General features: G+C 73.0%; 16 protein-coding genes. 9 read left to right on the top strand and 7 right to left on the bottom strand.

Going from position 1 to position 16,784, the window contains the following annotated elements; all coding sequences use genetic code 11:
- The first annotated feature begins 20 nt into the window (after nt 1-20).
- Together ACFWBY_RS35775 and ACFWBY_RS35770 are read left to right on the top strand one after the other, a co-directional pair.
- Complete coding sequence (locus ACFWBY_RS35775) at nt 21-851, top strand: TIGR02452 family protein (RefSeq protein ID WP_385341489.1); 831 nt, start codon at nt 21-23, stop codon at nt 849-851.
- A 228-nt stretch (nt 852-1,079) separates the two neighbouring features.
- Entirely contained in the window at nt 1,080-1,418 is a 339-nt protein-coding gene (locus ACFWBY_RS35770) for a hypothetical protein (protein WP_385341487.1), read from the top strand.
- 50 nt (nt 1,419-1,468) lie between these two features.
- Here the strand turns inward: ACFWBY_RS35770 and ACFWBY_RS35765 are convergent, their stop codons facing one another.
- Entirely contained in the window at nt 1,469-1,930 is a 462-nt protein-coding gene (locus ACFWBY_RS35765) for a type II toxin-antitoxin system PemK/MazF family toxin (protein WP_385341485.1), read from the bottom strand.
- Nucleotides 1,931-2,231: 301 nt separating this feature from the next.
- On the opposite strand from ACFWBY_RS35765, the gene ACFWBY_RS35760 reads away from it, so the two are divergent.
- The 6 genes from ACFWBY_RS35760 (at nt 2,232) to ACFWBY_RS35735 (ending at nt 9,283) form a co-directional block, all read left to right on the top strand.
- On the top strand, nt 2,232-3,275 hold the full coding sequence (locus tag ACFWBY_RS35760; RefSeq protein ID WP_385341482.1) for a LacI family DNA-binding transcriptional regulator: 1,044 nt from the start codon (nt 2,232-2,234) through the stop codon (nt 3,273-3,275).
- A gap of 158 nt (nt 3,276-3,433) precedes the next feature.
- Nucleotides 3,434-4,633 (top strand): thiolase family protein, encoded by a 1,200-nt coding sequence (locus tag ACFWBY_RS35755; RefSeq protein WP_385341480.1) that lies wholly within the window; start codon nt 3,434-3,436, stop codon nt 4,631-4,633.
- A 189-nt stretch (nt 4,634-4,822) separates the two neighbouring features.
- The gene (locus tag ACFWBY_RS35750) at nt 4,823-6,262 is read left to right on the top strand and encodes an aldehyde dehydrogenase family protein (protein WP_385341478.1); all 1,440 of its coding nucleotides are present in this window, start codon (nt 4,823-4,825) and stop codon (nt 6,260-6,262) included.
- 131 nt (nt 6,263-6,393) lie between these two features.
- The gene (locus ACFWBY_RS35745; protein ID WP_385341476.1) at nt 6,394-6,903 is read left to right on the top strand and encodes a thioredoxin family protein; all 510 of its coding nucleotides are present in this window, start codon (nt 6,394-6,396) and stop codon (nt 6,901-6,903) included.
- A 40-nt stretch (nt 6,904-6,943) separates the two neighbouring features.
- On the top strand, nt 6,944-8,371 hold the full coding sequence (locus ACFWBY_RS35740) for a dihydrolipoyl dehydrogenase family protein (RefSeq protein WP_385341474.1): 1,428 nt from the start codon (nt 6,944-6,946) through the stop codon (nt 8,369-8,371).
- Between the two features lie 147 nt (nt 8,372-8,518).
- Nucleotides 8,519-9,283, top strand: a complete 765-nt coding sequence (locus ACFWBY_RS35735) for a phosphodiesterase (protein ID WP_385341472.1) — start codon at nt 8,519-8,521, stop codon at nt 9,281-9,283.
- On the opposite strand, the gene ACFWBY_RS35730 is transcribed toward ACFWBY_RS35735, so the two are convergent.
- Nucleotides 9,256-9,555, bottom strand: coding sequence for a DUF2087 domain-containing protein (locus ACFWBY_RS35730; protein WP_385341470.1), 300 nt, complete (start codon nt 9,553-9,555; stop codon nt 9,256-9,258). The genes ACFWBY_RS35735 and ACFWBY_RS35730 overlap by 28 nt on opposite strands.
- A gap of 144 nt (nt 9,556-9,699) precedes the next feature.
- On the opposite strand from ACFWBY_RS35730, the gene ACFWBY_RS35725 reads away from it, so the two are divergent.
- Nucleotides 9,700-12,450 (top strand): penicillin acylase family protein, encoded by a 2,751-nt coding sequence (locus ACFWBY_RS35725; RefSeq protein ID WP_385341468.1) that lies wholly within the window; start codon nt 9,700-9,702, stop codon nt 12,448-12,450.
- Nucleotides 12,451-12,532: 82 nt separating this feature from the next.
- Here the strand turns inward: ACFWBY_RS35725 and ACFWBY_RS35720 are convergent, their stop codons facing one another.
- From ACFWBY_RS35720 to ACFWBY_RS35700, 5 genes are all read right to left on the bottom strand, one after another.
- Nucleotides 12,533-13,186 (bottom strand): hypothetical protein, encoded by a 654-nt coding sequence (locus tag ACFWBY_RS35720; protein WP_385344114.1) that lies wholly within the window; start codon nt 13,184-13,186, stop codon nt 12,533-12,535.
- Complete coding sequence (locus ACFWBY_RS35715; protein WP_385344111.1) at nt 13,183-13,701, bottom strand: DUF6114 domain-containing protein; 519 nt, start codon at nt 13,699-13,701, stop codon at nt 13,183-13,185. The genes ACFWBY_RS35720 and ACFWBY_RS35715 overlap by 4 nt, the downstream gene beginning before the upstream one ends.
- Nucleotides 13,692-14,345, bottom strand: coding sequence for a DUF6230 family protein (locus tag ACFWBY_RS35710; RefSeq protein WP_385344108.1), 654 nt, complete (start codon nt 14,343-14,345; stop codon nt 13,692-13,694). The genes ACFWBY_RS35715 and ACFWBY_RS35710 overlap by 10 nt, the downstream gene beginning before the upstream one ends.
- A gap of 119 nt (nt 14,346-14,464) precedes the next feature.
- Nucleotides 14,465-15,292 (bottom strand): MerR family transcriptional regulator, encoded by an 828-nt coding sequence (locus tag ACFWBY_RS35705; protein WP_385344106.1) that lies wholly within the window; start codon nt 15,290-15,292, stop codon nt 14,465-14,467.
- Between the two features lie 128 nt (nt 15,293-15,420).
- A complete protein-coding gene (locus ACFWBY_RS35700) occupies nt 15,421-16,671 on the bottom strand; it encodes a methyltransferase (RefSeq protein WP_385344117.1) in 1,251 nt (416 codons plus the stop codon).
- Nucleotides 16,672-16,784: the final 113 nt, after the last annotated feature.

The following is a 16,784-nucleotide window of genomic DNA, read 5'->3' as shown; positions in this document are numbered from 1 at the left end:
GGAGCGCCGAAGATCACGGCATGAGCAGCAGGTTGCGCGAGATCGCGCGGGAGAACGCGGAGATCGTGGCGGCCGGTGGGTACCGGACGCGATCGGGGCGGCAGGTGGCGCTCGCCGCCGCCGTGGCGGAGGCCAAGGCAGGAACCAGAATATATGGACCAAACCGGGTCGTTCCAGGCGAACCGATCCCCGCGGGTACCGGTAGGACCGTCGTGGAGGTCACCGGCGAGAGCAGTACGGACGCGGCCCGCAGGCTCGCGGCGGACTACCCCGGGACCCCCGCGGTGGCCGTCCTGAACTTCGCCTCGGCCCGCAATCCCGGGGGTGGATACGTCCGCGGGGCCAAGGCGCAGGAGGAGGCGCTCTGCCGCGCCTCGGCCCTCTACGAGACCCTCCTGGAGGCCCCGGAGTACTACGAGATCCACCGCCGCGAGGTCAGCACCTTCTACACCGACCGGGTGATTCACTCGCCCGGGGTCCCCGTCTTCCGCGACGACCGCGGCGATTTGCTGGACTCCCCCTTCCGGGCCGGCTTCCTCACCTCCCCGGCCCCGAACGCCGGCACGATCCGCCGCCAGGAGCCGGAACGCGTTCCCGAGATCCCCGCCGCCCTCGTACGGCGCGCGGAGCTGGTCCTGGAGGTGGCGGCGCTGCACGGCTACCGGGGACTGGTGCTGGGCGCGTGGGGGTGCGGGGTCTTCCAGAACGACCCGGCCCAGGTGGCGGAGGCCTTCCGGGGACTACTGGCCGGACGGTTCCGGGGCGTGTTCGAACGGGTGGTGTTCGGGATCCTGGACCGCAAGCCGCAGACGCGGGAGGCGTTCGAGCGGGCGCTGGCGAATCTGGTGTGACGGCGCGGCGGGAGGGGCGCGGGGGCGGCGGGACGGCGCGAGGGGCGTGAGGGCGTCGGGACGGCGCGAAGCGCCTGAGGGGGGCGCGGGTCGCGCGCGGCGGGGCCTGCCGCGCACGCGCTCCCCGCATTCGGGTGACGGCCGCGCCCAGACCTGTAGCGCTCCCGCGGTGATCTCGACACTGGGTGCGACCGGACCCGACCACCGGTCACATCGAGGGGAAGTCGTATGCGGGCGATGAAGTACGTGGTGAAGAGCGCGGCGCGGACCACCGTGACGCTCGGCGCGGCCCTGGTCCTGTTCACGGGGCTCTCCACCAGTGCCCAGGCGGCCGGGGGCGCGTTCCAATACGTCAACGTGAACGCGGACGACTTCAGCCTCGAGAATCCGGTGAGCGGTGAGTGCTTCCTGCTGGTGAGCGGCGCGAGGGAGGCGGACAACTCCACCGACGCACGCGCTTCGCTCTTCGAGGAACGCGACTGCGAAGGGGCGCCCGCGCGGGTCATGCGGCCCGGCCAGTCCGCGACCTTCGGCGCTGCCGTCCCGCACAGCGTGCGCTTCGGCTGAAGGGCTGCGGACCGGGCGCGGCCCTGGCGGGTACGCCCGGCCCCGGCCGGCTACCGCCAGCCGTACCGCTCGCGCAGCCGGTCCACCACCAGCTGGAACCGCCCGCGGTCCAGCGCACACGCTTCGCGCCGCATGCCGGCCTCGTGGACGCGCAGCACCCGGTCCACATCCACCCAGGACTCCCGGCCGGCGCTGTCCCACGGGCCGGTCCCGATGGGAACCCACTCCCGGTCGTGATCGTGCCGCTTGCTGGACAGCTGTACGGCCAGGAGCGTGCCGCCCGCCTCGCGCGCCACGACCAGCACGGGGCGGTCCTTGCCCCGGCCGTCGTTCTCCTCGAAGGGGACCCACGTCCAGACGATCTCACCGGGATCGGGATCCCCGTCGCGATCGGGGGCGTACGAGGTCTGCACAGGCCCGATGGCCAGCGGATCGGCCTCGGCGGTCGCGGTGGCCCCGTCGCGGCCGGGCTGCTCGATGGAGCCATTGCTGTGGTGGGAAAGTGCCGTCATTCGGGCGAGGTTACCGGGTGGCACCGCCGGGGATCGGGGATCCGGACCGGCCGGACCCAGGCGGGGGCGGACGGCGGGGCGGGAGGGGTGCGCGCCGCCCTGTCGCGACGGCGGGGGTGCGTCGGAACGCGACAGGGCGACGGCACGGCTGGACACGGTGCGACACCGTGGAGGAGGCCGCCGGTGTGAGCGGCGAAACACCTGGGTTACACGTGTAAATCTGTGTGCACCACTGTCTAGCACCCGTTTCCGGCCATCCGCTAGTCCCTGGGCGCGACCGGTCTGGAAAGATGCCACGGCAATGTCTCAGTCATCGAAGCCGCCGAAGCCGTCCACGTCACCGTCCACCGCCGGGCCGCTCCCGCCCGTGCCGACCAGCGCGGACGTGGCCCGGCTCGCCGGAGTGTCGCGCGCGACCGTCTCGTACGTCCTGAACAACGCGGAGGCCGTACGCATCAGCGAGCCGACCCGCCGCAAGGTGCGTGAGGCCGCCGAGGAGCTCGGCTACGTACCGCACGCGGCCGCGCGCAGCCTGCGTGCCGGGCACACGCGGATCGTGCTGCTGCCCTCCTCGCACGTGCCGATCGGCCCGCTCTACAGCACCTTCCTCAACGAGCTCCAGTGGGCCCTGCGCGCCCTCGACTACACCGTGGTCCAGTACGGCAGCCTCGGCCTGACCGGGGACGAGGCCGCGCGCGCCTGGGCCGAGCTGCGACCGGTCGCGGTCATCTCCCTCGGGGAGATCACGCTGTCCGCGCACAACGTCGCCACGCTCAAGCGGGCCGGGGCGCGCGCGGTGATAACGATGGGACCGGTCAGCGTCCCCGGCGCGCACGCGCTGGTCATGGACCAGGCGGAGGTCGGCGCGCGGGCGGCGGCCCACCTGGTGGAGCGGGGCCGGCGCCGCATCGGCGTGATCGTCCCGCGGGAGGAGGGGCTGGAGCTGTTCTCCACGCCCCGGCTGGAGGGAGCGCGGTCGGTGGCGGGTGCCGAGGTCGTGGCCCTGCCGATGGCGTACGCGGAGGAGTCGGCCGCGGAACTGGCGGGGCGGTGGGCGTCGCTCGGGCTGGACGCGGCGTTCGCGTACAACGACGAGTACGCGATGCTGCTGATGCGGGCGTTCCAGGACGAGGGGCTTCGGGTGCCGCAGGACGTCGCCGTCATCGGTGCGGACGATCTGCTGATCGGGCGGCTGCTGCGGCCGAGGCTGAGCACGGTCCGGATCCAGATGCCGACGGGCGAGCGGCTGGCGGGGCTGGTGGACCGGGCGGTACGGGAGCCTTCCGCGGTGGTCCGGCGGCACGACCTGATGGCGGCGCTGGCGCTGCCGCGCGAGTCGACCTGAACCCACGGCCCGGCGGCGGCTTCGGGCGGGCGTTGACAGGCGGGGACGGACGGACGGAAACTGCGGGCGCGCCCCACCGGGCGCGGGCGGAGCGTGCGCCGTGCCGGACAGTGGCGCCGGCGTGCCGCGCCGCCACCCGCCCGTCCAGGAGGGACCCCATGAGCATCCGTACCGTCCGCGACGTCTACGTCGTCGACGCCGTCCGCACCCCGATCGGGAAGTTCGGCGGTGCCCTCGCCGGGATCCGCCCCGACGACCTGGCCGCACACGTGGTGCGCGCGCTCGTGGACCGTACGCCCGCCCTCGATCCGGCGCGTATCGACGACGTCGTCTTCGGCGACGCCAACGGCGCGGGCGAGGACAACCGCGACGTGGCCCGCATGGCGGTCCTGCTCGCGGGACTGCCGGTGAGCGTGCCCGGGGTCACCGTCAACCGGCTCTGCGGGTCCGGGCTCGAAGCCGTGGTCCAGGCGGCCCGTGCCATCGCCCTCGGCGACGCCTCCGTCGCCATCGCGGGCGGCGTCGAGTCGATGTCCCGCGCACCGTGGGTGGTGCAGAAGCCGGAGCGCGCGTTCCCGGCGGGGCACCAGCAGATGTGGTCCACCACCCTCGGCTGGCGGATGACCAACCCCCGGATGCCCGCCGAGTGGACAGGTTCCCTCGGCGAGGGGGCCGAGCTCGTCGCCGACAAGCACGCCATCACGCGCGAGGCGCAGGACGCCTTCGCGCTGGAGAGCCACCGCAAGGCGGCGGCCGCTTGGGCCGCCGGGCACTACGACGCCGAGGTCGTGGCGTACGAGGGTGTCGGCCTCCTGCGGGACGAGTGCATCCGGGAGGGCTCCACCCCCGAGGCGCTCGCGCGCCTGAAGCCCGCCTTCCGGAGCGACGGAACGGGCACGGTCACCGCCGGCAACGCCTCCCCGCTCAACGACGGCGCCGCCGCACTGCTGTTGACCGACGAGGAGGGGCTCGCCGCCACCGGGCGCGAGCCGTTGGCGCGGATCAGCACGTCCGCCGCCACCGGGATCGAGCCCCAGCTCTTCGGACTGGGTCCGGTGGAAGCCGTCGAGCGCGCGCTCGCGAAGGCGGGACGCACTTTCGCCGATCTGGCCGCCTTCGAGCTCAACGAGGCCTTCGCAGCGCAGGCGTTGGGGTGTCTGGCCGCCTGGCCGGAGCTGGACCCGGCGGTGGTGAACCCGCGCGGCGGGGCGATCGCCATCGGCCACCCGCTCGGCGCCTCGGGAGCCCGCCTCGCGGGCTCGGTGGCGCACCAGTTGGCGGCGGCCGGGTCCGGTACCGGAGTCGCGGCGCTCTGCATCGGTGTGGGTCAGGGCATCGCCCTCGTCCTGGAGCGCTGATCCGCGAGGGCGCGGAACCCTGTGCGCCGCCTCCGCCCGTCGCCCGCCGCGGCCGATCGAATCCGGTCATCCTCGGCGGGCGACCGCTGTGCGAGGGCGGAGAATCGAAGCCTGCGGCCCGGTGCGATGACACGATGGCGCGTGCTGCCGCCCCCCGCCCCGCCCACCCGCATCCGGAGGCCTCGCGCCATGCCGCTCCTCGATCCGACGTTCTGGCAGGACGGACCCACACTCACCGGCGGAACCGCCCCGGTCACCGAACCCGCCACCGGCCAGACCCTCGCGACCATAGACCTGGCGGCCCCCGGCGACGTCGCGGAGGCCGCCGTACGGGCCCGGGCGGCCCAGCGGGACTGGGCCCGGGCCACCCATCAGGAGCGGGCCGCCGTGCTGCGCCGCGCCGGGGACCTGTTCGCCACCCGCCCCGCCGAGCTGCGGGACTGGCTGGTGCGGGAGTCCGGTTCGATCCCCGGCAAGGCCGACTTCGAGCTGCACATCGCCGCGCAGGAGTGTTACGAGGCCGCCGCGCTCGCCTCGCGTCCGGCCGGCGAGGTGCTGCCCAGCGAGGCGCCCCGGCTGTCCTTCACCCGCCGCGAGCCGGCCGGGGTGGTCGGTGTGGTGGCGCCCTTCAACGCCCCGCTGATCCTCGCGATCCGCTCGGTGGCGCCGGCGCTCGCCCTCGGCAACGCGGTGCTCCTGAAGCCGGATCGGCGTACCGCGGTCTGCGGGGGGCTCGCGCCGGCCGCCGTCCTCGCGGCGGCCGGCCTGCCGGGCGGACTGCTGCACGTCCTGCCCGGCGGCGCCGGGACGGGGGCCGCGGTGGTCGCCGATCCCCTGGTCCGGGTCGTGTCGTTCACCGGGTCCACCGCGAGCGGCCGTCTCGTCGGCGAGCTGGCGGGCCGTCACCTCAAGCGCGCCCATCTGGAGTTGGGCGGCAACTCGGCTCTCCTCGTGCTCCGGGACGCCGATGTGGAGGCGGCCGTCGCACAAGCCTCCTGGGGGTCGTTCTTCCACCAGGGCCAGATCTGCATGACGGCGGGCCGCCACCTGGTCCACGCCTCGCTCTACGACGAGTACGTGGAGCGGCTCGCCGCGCGAGCCGACGAGCTGGTGGTCGCGGACCCCTACCGCGAGCAGGCGCACCTGGGCCCGCTGATCGACCGGGCCCAACTGGAGCGGGTGCGGGGCCTGGTGGAGGCCAGCACCGACATGGGCGCCAAGCTGGTCACGGGCGGGTCGGACCGGGCCCTCTTCTACCGGCCCACGGTGCTGGCGGGCGTCGACGACGACACCCCCGCCTACCGCGAGGAGGTCTTCGGTCCGGTGGCGCCCGTACGGTCCTTCGCGACGGAGGACGAGGCCGTGGAGCTCGCTTCGGCCGGCCCCTACGGGCTCGCCCTGGGGATCGTGACGGGCGACGCGGGGCGCGGGCTGGACCTGGCGGGACGGATCCCGACGGGGATCGCGCACGTCAACGACCAGACGGTGAACGACGAGGCGGTGGCCCCCTTCGGCGGCGTCGGCGCGTCCGGTACCGGCGCCCGTTTCGGGGGCGGGGCCAATCTGGACGCCTTCACCGAACTGCGCTGGACGACGGTCCGCACGACCCCGGGCGGCCACCCGTTCTGAGGCACCGGTTCCGAGGCGACCGCTCCGAGGCGTCCCGCCCGGGCCGGATCCGGCTCCGGCTCCGGAGCCGTTAGGGGTCATGCGCCCATGGTGCGCGGCCGGGGTCAGGAGATCGCCGGGCACGCCCAGGAATGCTTCGAGGCGGCCGTTCGTTCACGGGACGGAAGCGAAACACCACTCAGGAGGACTGGATAACCGTGGCTACTGTCGAACTCACCAAGGAGAACTTCGACCGGACGGTGAGCGAGAACTCCTTCGTCCTGATCGACTTCTGGGCGGGCTGGTGCCGCCCCTGCCTGCAGTTCGCCCCCGTCTACGAGAAGGCCGCCGAGGCCAATCCCGACCTGGTCTTCGCGAAGGTGGACACCGAGGCGCAGCAGGAGCTCGCCGGGGCTTTCCAGATCAGCTCGATCCCGACCCTGATGATCGTCCGCGACCAGGTGGCGATCTTCGCCCAGCCCGGCGCGCTGCCGGAGGCGGCCCTCACGGACCTCATCGCGCAGGCCCGGGCCCTGGACATGGACGAGGTGCGCTCGAAGATCGCCGCGGAGAAGAACGGCGCGGCGGAGGGCTCCACCGACGCCGACGCCGAAACAGGCACCGACGGCGCGCCCGGGGAGCCCGGCACGCCGGGAGCCTGATTGCGTGACGGGCCCCCGCCCCGGGGTGAGACTGGCCCGTATGAATGAAGCGGTGGAGTACGACGTAGTGGTGCTCGGCGGGGGACCGGCCGGCGAGAACATCGTGGACCGGACCCGCGCCGCCGGGCTCAGTACGGCCCTCGTCGAGAGCGAGCTGGTCGGCGGCGAGTGCTCGTACTGGGCCTGCGTGCCCAGCAAGGCGCTGCTGCGCCCGGTGCTGGCACGGGCCGGGGCGCGCCGTGTCCCCGGTCTCGCGGGGGCCGTGGCAGGGTCGCTGGACGTGGAGGCGGTGTTCGCGCACCGCGACTACTGGACCGGCAGCTGGAAGGACGACGGCCAGATCGACTGGCTGGAGTCGGTCGGCGCCCACGTCTACCGGGGCCACGGGCGGCTCTACGGAGTCCGGAAGGTCGCCGTCACCAGCCCCGAGGGGGAGCACCACGTCCTCACGGCCCGGCACGCCGTGGTCGTCGCCACCGGCACCCGGGCCGTGATCCCCGACGTTCCCGGCCTGGCCGGGGCCAGGCCGTGGACCAGCCGCGAGGCCACGTCCGCGCAGGCCGCGCCGGACCGGCTGCTGATCGTCGGGGGGTCGGTGGTGGCCGCCGAGATGGCGACGGCCTGGCAGGCGCTCGGCTCCCGGGTGACCGTGCTGGTACGGGGCCGGGGGCTGCTGCCGCGCATGGAGCCGTTCGCCGGGGAGCTGGTCGCGGAGGCGCTGCGCGAGGCCGGCGCGGTGGTTCGTACCGGGGTGGCCGTCGAGTCCGTCGTACGGGAGGGTTCGACGGGGCCCGTCAGTGTGGTGCTGGCGGGCGGCGAGACGCTGGAGGGCGACGAGCTGCTGATGGCGACGGGCCGTGCGCCGCGCACCGAGGACATCGGGCTGGACACCGTCGGCCTCGAGCCGGGCGGATGGATCGCGGTGGACGAGGGGTGCCGGGTCCCGGGGACCGATTGGCTGTACGCCGTCGGTGACGTCAACCACCGGGCGCTCCTCACGCACCAGGGGAAGTACCAGGCGCGGATCGCGGGCGCCGCCATCGTCGCGCGCGCGGGCAACACACCGCTCGACACGGGGAGTTGGGGCGCACACGCGGCGACCGCCGATACGCAGGCCCTCCCGCAGGCCGTCTTCACCGATCCGGAGGCGGCGTCGGTGGGTCTGACCCTGGCGGAGGCGGAGCGGGCAGGCCACCGGGTCCGGGCCGTCGACTACGACCTCGGCAAGGTCTCCGGCGCGGGACTGTACGCCGACGGCTACCGGGGCCGGGCCCGCATGGTGGTGGACCTGGACCGCGAGATCCTGCTGGGCGTCACCTTCGTCGGGCCGGGCGCGGCCGAGCTGTTGCACGCGGCGACCGTCGCGGTCGCGGCGCAGGTGCCGATCGAGCGGCTGTGGCACGCGGTTCCGGCGTTTCCGACGATCAGCGAGGTCTGGCTCAGGCTGCTGGAGACGTACCGCGGTTGAGGTCGAGGGGGGCGGCCGAACGGCCGCCCCGGCTCTCCGCACGACCGCCTTCCGGTCCGGTGCCGAACAGGAAGACCCCCGCGGGAGGTTCACCTCCGCCGTCGGGGCCCGTTAGATTTGGCGGCTCGGACCGAAGGAGCCGCCGCCGTGATCGTCATAGCCCACCTGAGCGACGTACACCTCGACGGCGGCAGCCGGGCCGCCGAGCGGACCCGCACCGTCATGGAATACCTGGAGGGGCTCCCGTACGAGCTCGACGCGGTGCTGGTCAGCGGGGACATCGCCGATCACGCGACCACCGAGGAGTACGAGGAGGCGCGCAAGGCCCTCGGCTCGCGGCACCCGCTGATCGTCTGCCCCGGGAACCACGACGACCGCGCCGCGTTCCGGCGCGGTCTGCTGGGGGAGGAGCGCCCGTCCGCGGCCCCCGTCGACCAGGTCCTGCGCGGTGACGGTTTCGTGCTCGCGGTGTGTGATTCGTCGGTGCCCGGCGAGCACCGGGGGTACCTGGAGGACTCGACGATCACCTGGCTGGACGGGGTGCTCGCCGAGACCCCGCGGGAGGTGCCCGTACTGGTCGCCTTCCACCACCCGCCGGTCCCCCTGCACATCCCGTACGTGGACGGGATCCGGCAGTTCGGGGAGGAGCGGCTGGCGGCTCTCGCCGAGCGGCATCCGCACCTGACCGCGTTCCTGTGCGGGCACGCCCACACCGGCGCGGCGACCACCTTCGCGGGCCGGCCGCTGCTGGTGGCTCCGGGCGTGGTCTCCACGACCCGGCTCCCGTGGGAGGCGGCGTCCGGGGCGAGCGCGTACATCCACGTGGACGAGCCGCCCGCCGTCGCCTTCCACGTCATCGGCGCGGACGGCCGTCTGACGACGCACTACCGGGTGGTCATGGCCCGCCGGTAGCCGGAGCCGTCACGGGTCCTGGTGAGGTGCCCGGCGATGACCAGGTAGCGCCGCAGTGCCGCGCAGTCCTCGTGGACGGTGAGCAGGAGCCCGTTCACCTCGGGCTCCGTGTAGTCGCGGTCCGCCGCGAAGAGGGTCTCGGTGAGGTGGACGAGCAACTGGTCGCGGCGGGCGGCCTTGCGCGGGATGACCGTGAGGCGGCCGCCCGCGGTGAAGAGGTCGGCGACGCCGCCTCGTGTGCGCGCAGGGCCTTCCGCGGAGTTCTGTGACATGTCGTGGAGCTTCACCCGTCCCGGTGGCCCCGGGCAAGGGATTTTCGCTCCGGCGAAAAGTGACGGTCGTTCATCTTACTGAGAAGTAGTGACTCCCAGTACCCTCCCCGTGACCGGTTCCTGCCCCCCCACGGAGGAGCACGCATGCGACGCCCCACCTCTCGCGTCACAACAGCCGCCGCCACCGCGCTCATCGCCCTCGCCGCGGCCCTGTCGGGCCCGGCCGCCTCCGCCGCCGGGGCCGACGCCCCGGCGGCGCTGCCCGTCGCCGACTACTGCGGACAGCAGTGCGCCGACATCCTGCCGCCCGGGCAGAGCGGCAACGCGACCCTCGCCCAGATCCTCGCCCACAAGGCGTTCGGCACCATGCCCGCCCATGCGTCCGACCAACTGGCGCGCTACGACTCGCTGGTGGCGGGCTATCCCGGCCTCACCGACGCCAAGCTCAACGACTTCTTCAACGACGCCTCCTTCGGCGTGCCCGGCGACCAGGTCGAGTCCACCACCAGCCCCCGTTCCGACGTCACCATCACGCGGGACAAGAAGACCGGCGTCCCGCACATCAAGGGCACCACCCGGTACGGGACTTCCTTCGGGGCGGGTTATGCCGCCGGCCAGGACCGGCTCTGGCAGATGGACCTCTTCCGGCACGTCGGCCGCGGCGACCTCACCCCCTTCGCGGGCGGCGCCCTCGCCAACCAGGGCCTGGAGCAGCAGTTCTGGCCGCAGGCCCCCTACACCGAAACGGACCTCCAGGCACAGGTGGACCGGATCCGCACCACCGAGGGCGAGCGCGGACGGCTCGCGATGGAGGACGCCCAGGCCTACATCGACGGCATCAACGCCTACCGCGTCCAGTCCAAGAACGGCCGGTACTTCCCCGGTGAGTACGTGCTGACCGGCCACATCAACTCCATCACCAACGCGGGGGAGATACAGCCCTTCAAGCTCACCGACCTGATCGCCCTCGCCTCCGTCGTCGGCGGCCTGTTCGGCGGCGGCGGTGGCGGCGAGGTGCAGGCCGCGCTGTCCCTGCTGTCCGCGCAGCAGAAGTACGGGCTGGAGGAGGGCACCCGCGTCTGGGAGTCCTTCCGCGAGCGCGAGGACCCGGAAGCCGTGCTCACCGTGCACGACGGCGCGAGCTTCCCCTACGCCGGCAAGCCCGCGGACCCGCAGGGAACGGCCCTGCCCGACGCCGGCTCGGTCACCGCCGAACAGCTCGTGTACGACCGTACGGGCGCGGCCGCAACCGCCGCCGCGGCCGATCCGCCCAAGCCGATCAAGCAGAGCATGTCCAACGCCCTGCTCGTTTCCGGTGCGAAGACCGAGAGCGGTCACCCGGTCGCCGTCTTCGGCCCGCAGACCGGCTACCTCGCCCCTCAGCTCCTCATGCTCCAGGAGCTCCAGGGCCCGGGCATCAGCGCGCGCGGCGCCTCCTTCGCGGGCGTCAGCATGTACGTACAGCTCGGACGCGGCCAGGACTACGCGTGGAGCGCCACCTCCGCCGGCCAGGACATCACCGACACCTTCGCCGTCGAACTGTGCGAGCCGGGCGGCGGCGCCCCCGCCAAGGCGAGCACCTCGTACCTCTACCGGGGTACCTGCACGCCCATGGAGAAGCTGGAGCACACCAACGCCTGGAAGTCGTCCGTCGCCGACCCCACACCGAACGGCTCCTACCGGATGCAGGTCTGGCGCACCCACTACGGCATCGTCACGCACCGGGCGACCGTCGGGGGCAAGCCCGTGGCCTACACGTCGCTGCGCTCCACCTACCGCCACGAAGCCGACTCGATCATCGGCTTCCAGATGCTGAACGACCCCTCCTACGTGAAGGACGCCCGCACCTTCCAGGAGGCGGCCCGGCACATCGGCTACGCCTTCAACTGGTTCTACGCCGACTCGCGCGAAGCGGCCTACTACAACAGTGGATCGAATCCGGTCCGGGCCACCGGAGTCGACGCCGCGCTGCCCGTGCACGCGAAGCGGCAGTACGAATGGCAGGGCTTCGACCCGGCCGCCAACACCGCCGCCTACACCCCGTCCGCGGAGCACCCGCAGTCCATCGGCCAGGACTACTACATCAGCTGGAACAACAAACAGGCCAAGGACTACGGCGCGGCAGGCTTCGGGATGGGCTCCGTCCACCGCGGCGACCTCCTCGACCGGCGCGTCGCACCGCTCGTCGCGGCGGGCGGCGTGACCAGGGCCAAGCTCACCCGGGCCATGGCGGAGGCCGCGGTCACCGACCTGCGCGCCGAGAACCTGCTGCCCGAGCTGCTCGCCGTGCTGCGCAGCGCACCCACCACCGATCCGGCCGTCGGCGCGGCGATCGACAAGCTGTCCGCCTGGCAGGCGGCGGGCTCCCGGCGCAAGGAGGCCGCACCCGGTTCGAAGGCCTACGCGCACGCGGACGCCATCCGCGTCATGGACGCCTGGTGGCCGCTGCTCGTCGAAGCCGAGTTCAAGCCCGGCCTCGGAGCCCCGCTCTACGACGCCCTGCGCGCCTCGCTCACCGTCGACGAGGCCCCCAACGCCGGTCACGGGCCCACCGGTTCGCACGCCGGATCGGCCTTCCAGTACGGCTGGTGGAGCTACGCCGACAAAGACCTGCGTACGGTGCTCGGCCGCCCCGTGTCCGGACCGCTCGCCCGGGCCTACTGCGGCGGCGGCACCCTCTCCGGGTGCCGGGACGTCATGACGGCGACGCTCAAGCAGGCGGCGGCCGCCACGCCGGCCGCCGTCTACCCGGCGGACGGGACCTGCGCCGCGGGCAACCAGTGGTGCGCGGACTCGATCGTGCAGCGGCCGGTGGGCGGCCTGGCACACCCGCAGGTCAACTGGCAGAACCGGCCCACCTACCAGCAGGTGGTGGAGTTCCCGGCCCACCGCTGAGTCCCCTCGCGCACGTGGCAGGGCCCGCCGGCCCCGGAGAGCTCCGGGGCCGGCGGGCCTTCGTGCGGGGCGCGGCGGGCCGTCAGGGGCCGACGGTGATCTGCTGAGCCGGGTCGGTGGTGTCGGTGACCTTGTACACGGCGTTGAAGGTGGACGAGGTCGCGCTCGTCGGGCAGCCGAAGCCTCCGGTCACCGTGACCGGAACCGAGGCGTTGGTGAAGGTCAGGCTCGACGGGGCGCCGTTGGTCCAGGTCCCGCCGACGTTCGCGGGGCCGGAGGGGGCCGCGGTGACCGTGCAGACCGCCAGGCCGGTGGTGTGCACGACGAGCCCGCCCGTCGGCACGGTCATGGTGGCGGTGATGGGGGAGCCGTTCTGCATCGACACCGACCAGGCTCCGCTGGTGGTGACGGTGGGGGTCACGCCCCAGATGCTGGAGGTGCAAGAGCTGTACGTGGGCGGCGAGATGGGGGAGGAGACGGGACCCGCCGGGTTGTTGTTCCCGGGGGCGGCCGGCACGGTCCCGGTGGAGACGGAGACCGTACAGGTCACCGTCACGGATCCGGCCTTGAGGGTGGCCTTGCCGCTGAGCGTGGCCTTGAAGGCGTGCCCGGCCGGGGTGACGGTGGTCGACCCGGCCAGGGGTAACGGCGCGGCGGTGGCCGAGACCGAGGCGAGGGACAGGGCTGCGGCGGCGGTGGCCGCGGCGAGCGCGAGGGTGGTCCGGGTTCGGCTCATGGCTGTGCTCCTTGGGGATCGTGGTGCGGTGGGGGAGCGGGGGAGCGTGCGGGGGTGGTCGTGGGGGTGACCGTGAGGGACGGGAACGCGGCGTCGTCGGGTTCGGGACCGGACCCTGCCCGGCCCTCGGGCGGCTCCGGCTCCGGGTCCTGTGCGGCGCCGGGGCGCGAGACGGCGTACGGCTGCCAGGCGAACATCAGGCCGCCGCCGAGGATGCCGAGCAAGGTGCCGATCAGGAACCCGCCGAGGTTCGACAGGACCAGCGCGGCGGTGGCGATGAGGGTGGTGAGTACGCCGGCCAGACTGCGCTGGGACGGCGAGAACCAGGCGGTGAGACCGAGCACGATCATGACGAGGCCCATCAGGACGGACGGGATTCCCGCGACTCCCTGCTGGAGCATGATCTTCAGCGGCGCCAGCGGCAGGGCGCAGATCTCGGCCCCGGCGAGGATGGCGAGGAGCCCGCCCCAGAACGGTCGGCCGCGCCGCCACCGCCGCCAGCGGCTCAGAAGCATTCCTTCTTGCCCTTGCTGATGTTCATGTTCAGCCCGGAGAGCTTGAAGGTGCCGGCGTTCGTGGCCCAGGCCGTCTGGTGGAGATCGGTGATGCTGACGGTGTCGGCCTGCTGGGCGAACAGGTCCTGCATGCCGACCGCGTCCGCCGGGCCCTTGTCGAGGGTGGAGGCGTCCCGGCCGATCTCGATGTTGGTGAAGACGGCGTCGCCGGAGAGCTGTGTGGCGTCGACGAAGAGGTTGCTGGCCTCGACGGGGGTCTTCTGGCCGGCGGTCAGGTTGAGCGAGATGTCGCCGATGATCGGGAGGGTCGTGACCACCGACTGGCAGAGGCTGTTGAGCTTGGCTTCCCTGATGGCGGTGACCGCCACCGGGATGAGCTCCTCGCGGGCGTTGACGTCGACGCTGCCGTACTGGGCGAAGCCCTCGCCCTCCAGGCTTTTCGCCGACACCTTGAACTGCTGCCCCGATACCGCGAAGGAGGCGGCGAGCGCGCCCTGGGCGAGGGCGATGCCGAGGCCGGCCGTCACGGCGATGGCCGGGACGGTCAGTACGGCGAACCGGCGCCAGCGGACGCGGCCCGTGCCAACGGCTCTCTCGCCTTTCTCGTCGACGGCCGTTTCGGGTAACTTCGGGGAATCTGCCATGAGATCGTCCCTTGTGTTCGGCTGTGCACCGTTGTTACCGACGAGTTGAATGTAAGAGTGCCAATGGGGGTTGGCAAGGTTGCTCGGGCGTACCTTTTCGGCCGACTCCTACTGACCGGTTACGCCCCTGGAGTCTCACTGCGCATCAGCTCCGCGACCTCGGCATCCACCCGCTCGGCCATCGCCCGCGCGAACTCCGCGGCCACGACCCCGCCCGCCAGCGGACGCAGGGCCGCGACCGCCTCGGTGATGTGGCGCAGCCGCGTGGCCGAAAGCTGCTCCAGCCCTTCCGCGCCGATCACGTGCGTCCTGAACAGCCCGACGAACCGGTCCGCGACCGCCGCCGCCTGCGTCTGTACGAAGTCCCCCGCCTCCAGGACCTCCCCGAGCGGCACCCCCGCCCGGACCAGGGTCGTCGTCGCCTCCAACAGGCGCCGGCTGCGGTGCGTGACCAGGTCGCCGTCGATGGTCACGTAGCCCAGCTCGGCCGCCCGACGGGTGTCCTCGGGAGAGGCCGTCGGGCCGAACAGCTCGCGCAGCTCGGCCCGTGACATGCGGACCGACTCCTCCTGCTCCCAGCCGCGGGTCATCTCCCGCTCCAGGCCCAGCAGTTGGGAAATCCCGCCGCCCTGTTCCCAGGCGGCCAGCAACTCCGCGATGCCGTTGACGGTGTAGCCGCGCCCCAACAGGTCGCTGATCAGGCGCAGTCGGGTGAGGTGGTCGTCGGAGTACCAGGCGATCCGGCCCTCGCGGCGCGGCGGCGGAAGCAGCCCGCGTTCCTGGTAGTAGCGCAGGTTGCGCACCTTGACGCCGGCCGCGCGGGCCACGTCCTCCCGGCGGTAGCGCCCGGAGGCGGCCGTCCCGCCGCTCCGGTCGGTACTCCCGTCCGCCCGCTCCTCGCGCCCCGCCTGCTCCGTCTGCTCCGCCTGGTCCACTTGGCTGCTCACGCGGCCGAGTGTAGGGCGAACGGAGGGGCCTACCGGCGGGTGTACCGGCAGGTCACATGGGACATCACGAGCCGCACCCGCGGACGGGTCACCGTCCGCGGGTGCTCGGCGCGGCTTTCGCCGCGGCCCTAGCCGCGGTTGTCGCCGCGGTTGTCCCCGCGACCGTCGCCGCGGTTGTCGCCGCGGTTGTCTGTGCGGGGCTGCTCGCGCTTGATCGCGCGCAGGACCACGAACTTCGGTTCGCTCGCGGCCACTTCGCTGTTGCCGAAGAGGCGGCGCAGGTGCGTGTGGTAGCCCATGTGGCGGTTGGCGACCACCCACAGCTCGCCGCCCGGGCGCAGCGCCTTGCGCGACTGCGCGAACATGCGCAGCGCCGTCGCGTCCGTCGTCGCCTGATGGGAGTGGAAGGGCGGGTTGCAGAGGATCAGGTCCACCGACCCGGGCGGCAGCATCGCGACGCCGTCCCCGACGATGAACTCGGCGCGGTCCAGCCGGCCCCGCACGTTCGCGCGGTACGTGGCCTCGGCCGAGGCCACCGCCTGGTACGACTCGTCCGTGAAGACGACCTCGGCGTCCGGGTCGGCCACCGCGACCGCCGTGCCGACGATGCCGTTGCCGCAACCCAGGTCGACGACGCGGGCCCCGTCCGTGTTGGTCGGGATGCTCTGGAGGAAGAAGCGGGTACCGACGTCCAGCCGGTCGGCGCAGAAGATCCCGGCGTGGTTGACGACCGTGAGACCGGAGCCCGATCCCGCGTCCTGGTCCACCGTGTACGTGACCGGCCACGGCCCGGCTGTCGTGGGGTGCGCCGCGCCGGGGTTCCCCGGCGTGCAGAAGATCAGCCGGGCCTTCTTCTCCGCCAGGGAGGTCTTGGTCGGGCCGAGGATCTTCTCGAAGAGCCGCAGGGTGGAGGTGTGGATCTCCTTCACCATGCCGGTGCCCACGACGACGGTGCCGGCGTGCACGTGCGGGGCCAGCCGGTACAGCTGGTCCTCCAGCAGCGCCAGGCTCTTGGGCACCCGCACGAGGAGGACGTCGATCCGCTCCGGCGGCGCGTCCTGCGTGGTCAGCAGCGTGACGGTGCTCTTGCTCGTCCCGATGCCGTTGCGGTCCAGGTTGGCCGCGGTGGCGGAACGGGTCAGGCTGGAGTCGGTGATCTGCGTGGGGTGATGGGCGGCCAGCGCCGTCGTCAGCGCCCCCCACCGGTCCCCGATCACGGTGATCTGCCCGGCGCCGGCCAGATCCACCGGGCCGCGTTCACCCGTACCGGATTCGAGGTGGTGCAGCAGGTACTCGTCGGCGGCGTCCCATGCGCGGAGCCGGTCGCGCGGGTCCTCGGGGAAGCGGGCGAGCTCGAAGGAGCCGAAGGGCGTGGTCAGACGGTTCATATTGCCCCCAGGCTAACCGAGGGGCCGCCCCGGTCCCGCATGGGCGGGGCCGGGGAGCGTCCGACGGAGCGTGCCGCTCCGCGATCGCAGGGGCCCGCTCCAGG

Origin of the sequence: Streptomyces sp. NPDC060049 (genome assembly GCF_042736715.1) — a bacterium.
Classification (GTDB): Bacteria; Actinomycetota; Actinomycetes; order Streptomycetales; family Streptomycetaceae; genus Streptomyces.
The sequence above is the reverse complement of the archived record's forward strand: the minus strand, read 5'-3'. Positions and strand labels throughout refer to the sequence as shown.

What these genes read in the sequence shown, in the direction of transcription:
- ACFWBY_RS35775 (WP_385341489.1), top strand. Translation starts at nt 21, where the DNA reads ATGAGCAGCAGGTTGCGCGAGATCGCGCGGGAGAACGCGGAGATCGTG.
- ACFWBY_RS35770 (WP_385341487.1), top strand. Translation starts at nt 1,080, where the DNA reads ATGCGGGCGATGAAGTACGTGGTGAAGAGCGCGGCGCGGACCACCGTG.
- ACFWBY_RS35765 (WP_385341485.1), bottom strand. Translation starts at nt 1,930, where the DNA reads ATGACGGCACTTTCCCACCACAGCAATGGCTCCATCGAGCAGCCCGGC.
- ACFWBY_RS35760 (WP_385341482.1), top strand. Translation starts at nt 2,232, where the DNA reads ATGTCTCAGTCATCGAAGCCGCCGAAGCCGTCCACGTCACCGTCCACC.
- ACFWBY_RS35755 (WP_385341480.1), top strand. Translation starts at nt 3,434, where the DNA reads ATGAGCATCCGTACCGTCCGCGACGTCTACGTCGTCGACGCCGTCCGC.
- ACFWBY_RS35750 (WP_385341478.1), top strand. Translation starts at nt 4,823, where the DNA reads ATGCCGCTCCTCGATCCGACGTTCTGGCAGGACGGACCCACACTCACC.
- ACFWBY_RS35745 (WP_385341476.1), top strand. Translation starts at nt 6,394, where the DNA reads ATGCTTCGAGGCGGCCGTTCGTTCACGGGACGGAAGCGAAACACCACT.
- ACFWBY_RS35740 (WP_385341474.1), top strand. Translation starts at nt 6,944, where the DNA reads ATGAATGAAGCGGTGGAGTACGACGTAGTGGTGCTCGGCGGGGGACCG.
- ACFWBY_RS35730 (WP_385341470.1), bottom strand. Translation starts at nt 9,555, where the DNA reads ATGTCACAGAACTCCGCGGAAGGCCCTGCGCGCACACGAGGCGGCGTC.
- ACFWBY_RS35725 (WP_385341468.1), top strand. Translation starts at nt 9,700, where the DNA reads ATGCGACGCCCCACCTCTCGCGTCACAACAGCCGCCGCCACCGCGCTC.
- ACFWBY_RS35720 (WP_385344114.1), bottom strand. Translation starts at nt 13,186, where the DNA reads ATGAGCCGAACCCGGACCACCCTCGCGCTCGCCGCGGCCACCGCCGCC.
- ACFWBY_RS35715 (WP_385344111.1), bottom strand. Translation starts at nt 13,701, where the DNA reads ATGCTTCTGAGCCGCTGGCGGCGGTGGCGGCGCGGCCGACCGTTCTGG.
- ACFWBY_RS35710 (WP_385344108.1), bottom strand. Translation starts at nt 14,345, where the DNA reads ATGGCAGATTCCCCGAAGTTACCCGAAACGGCCGTCGACGAGAAAGGC.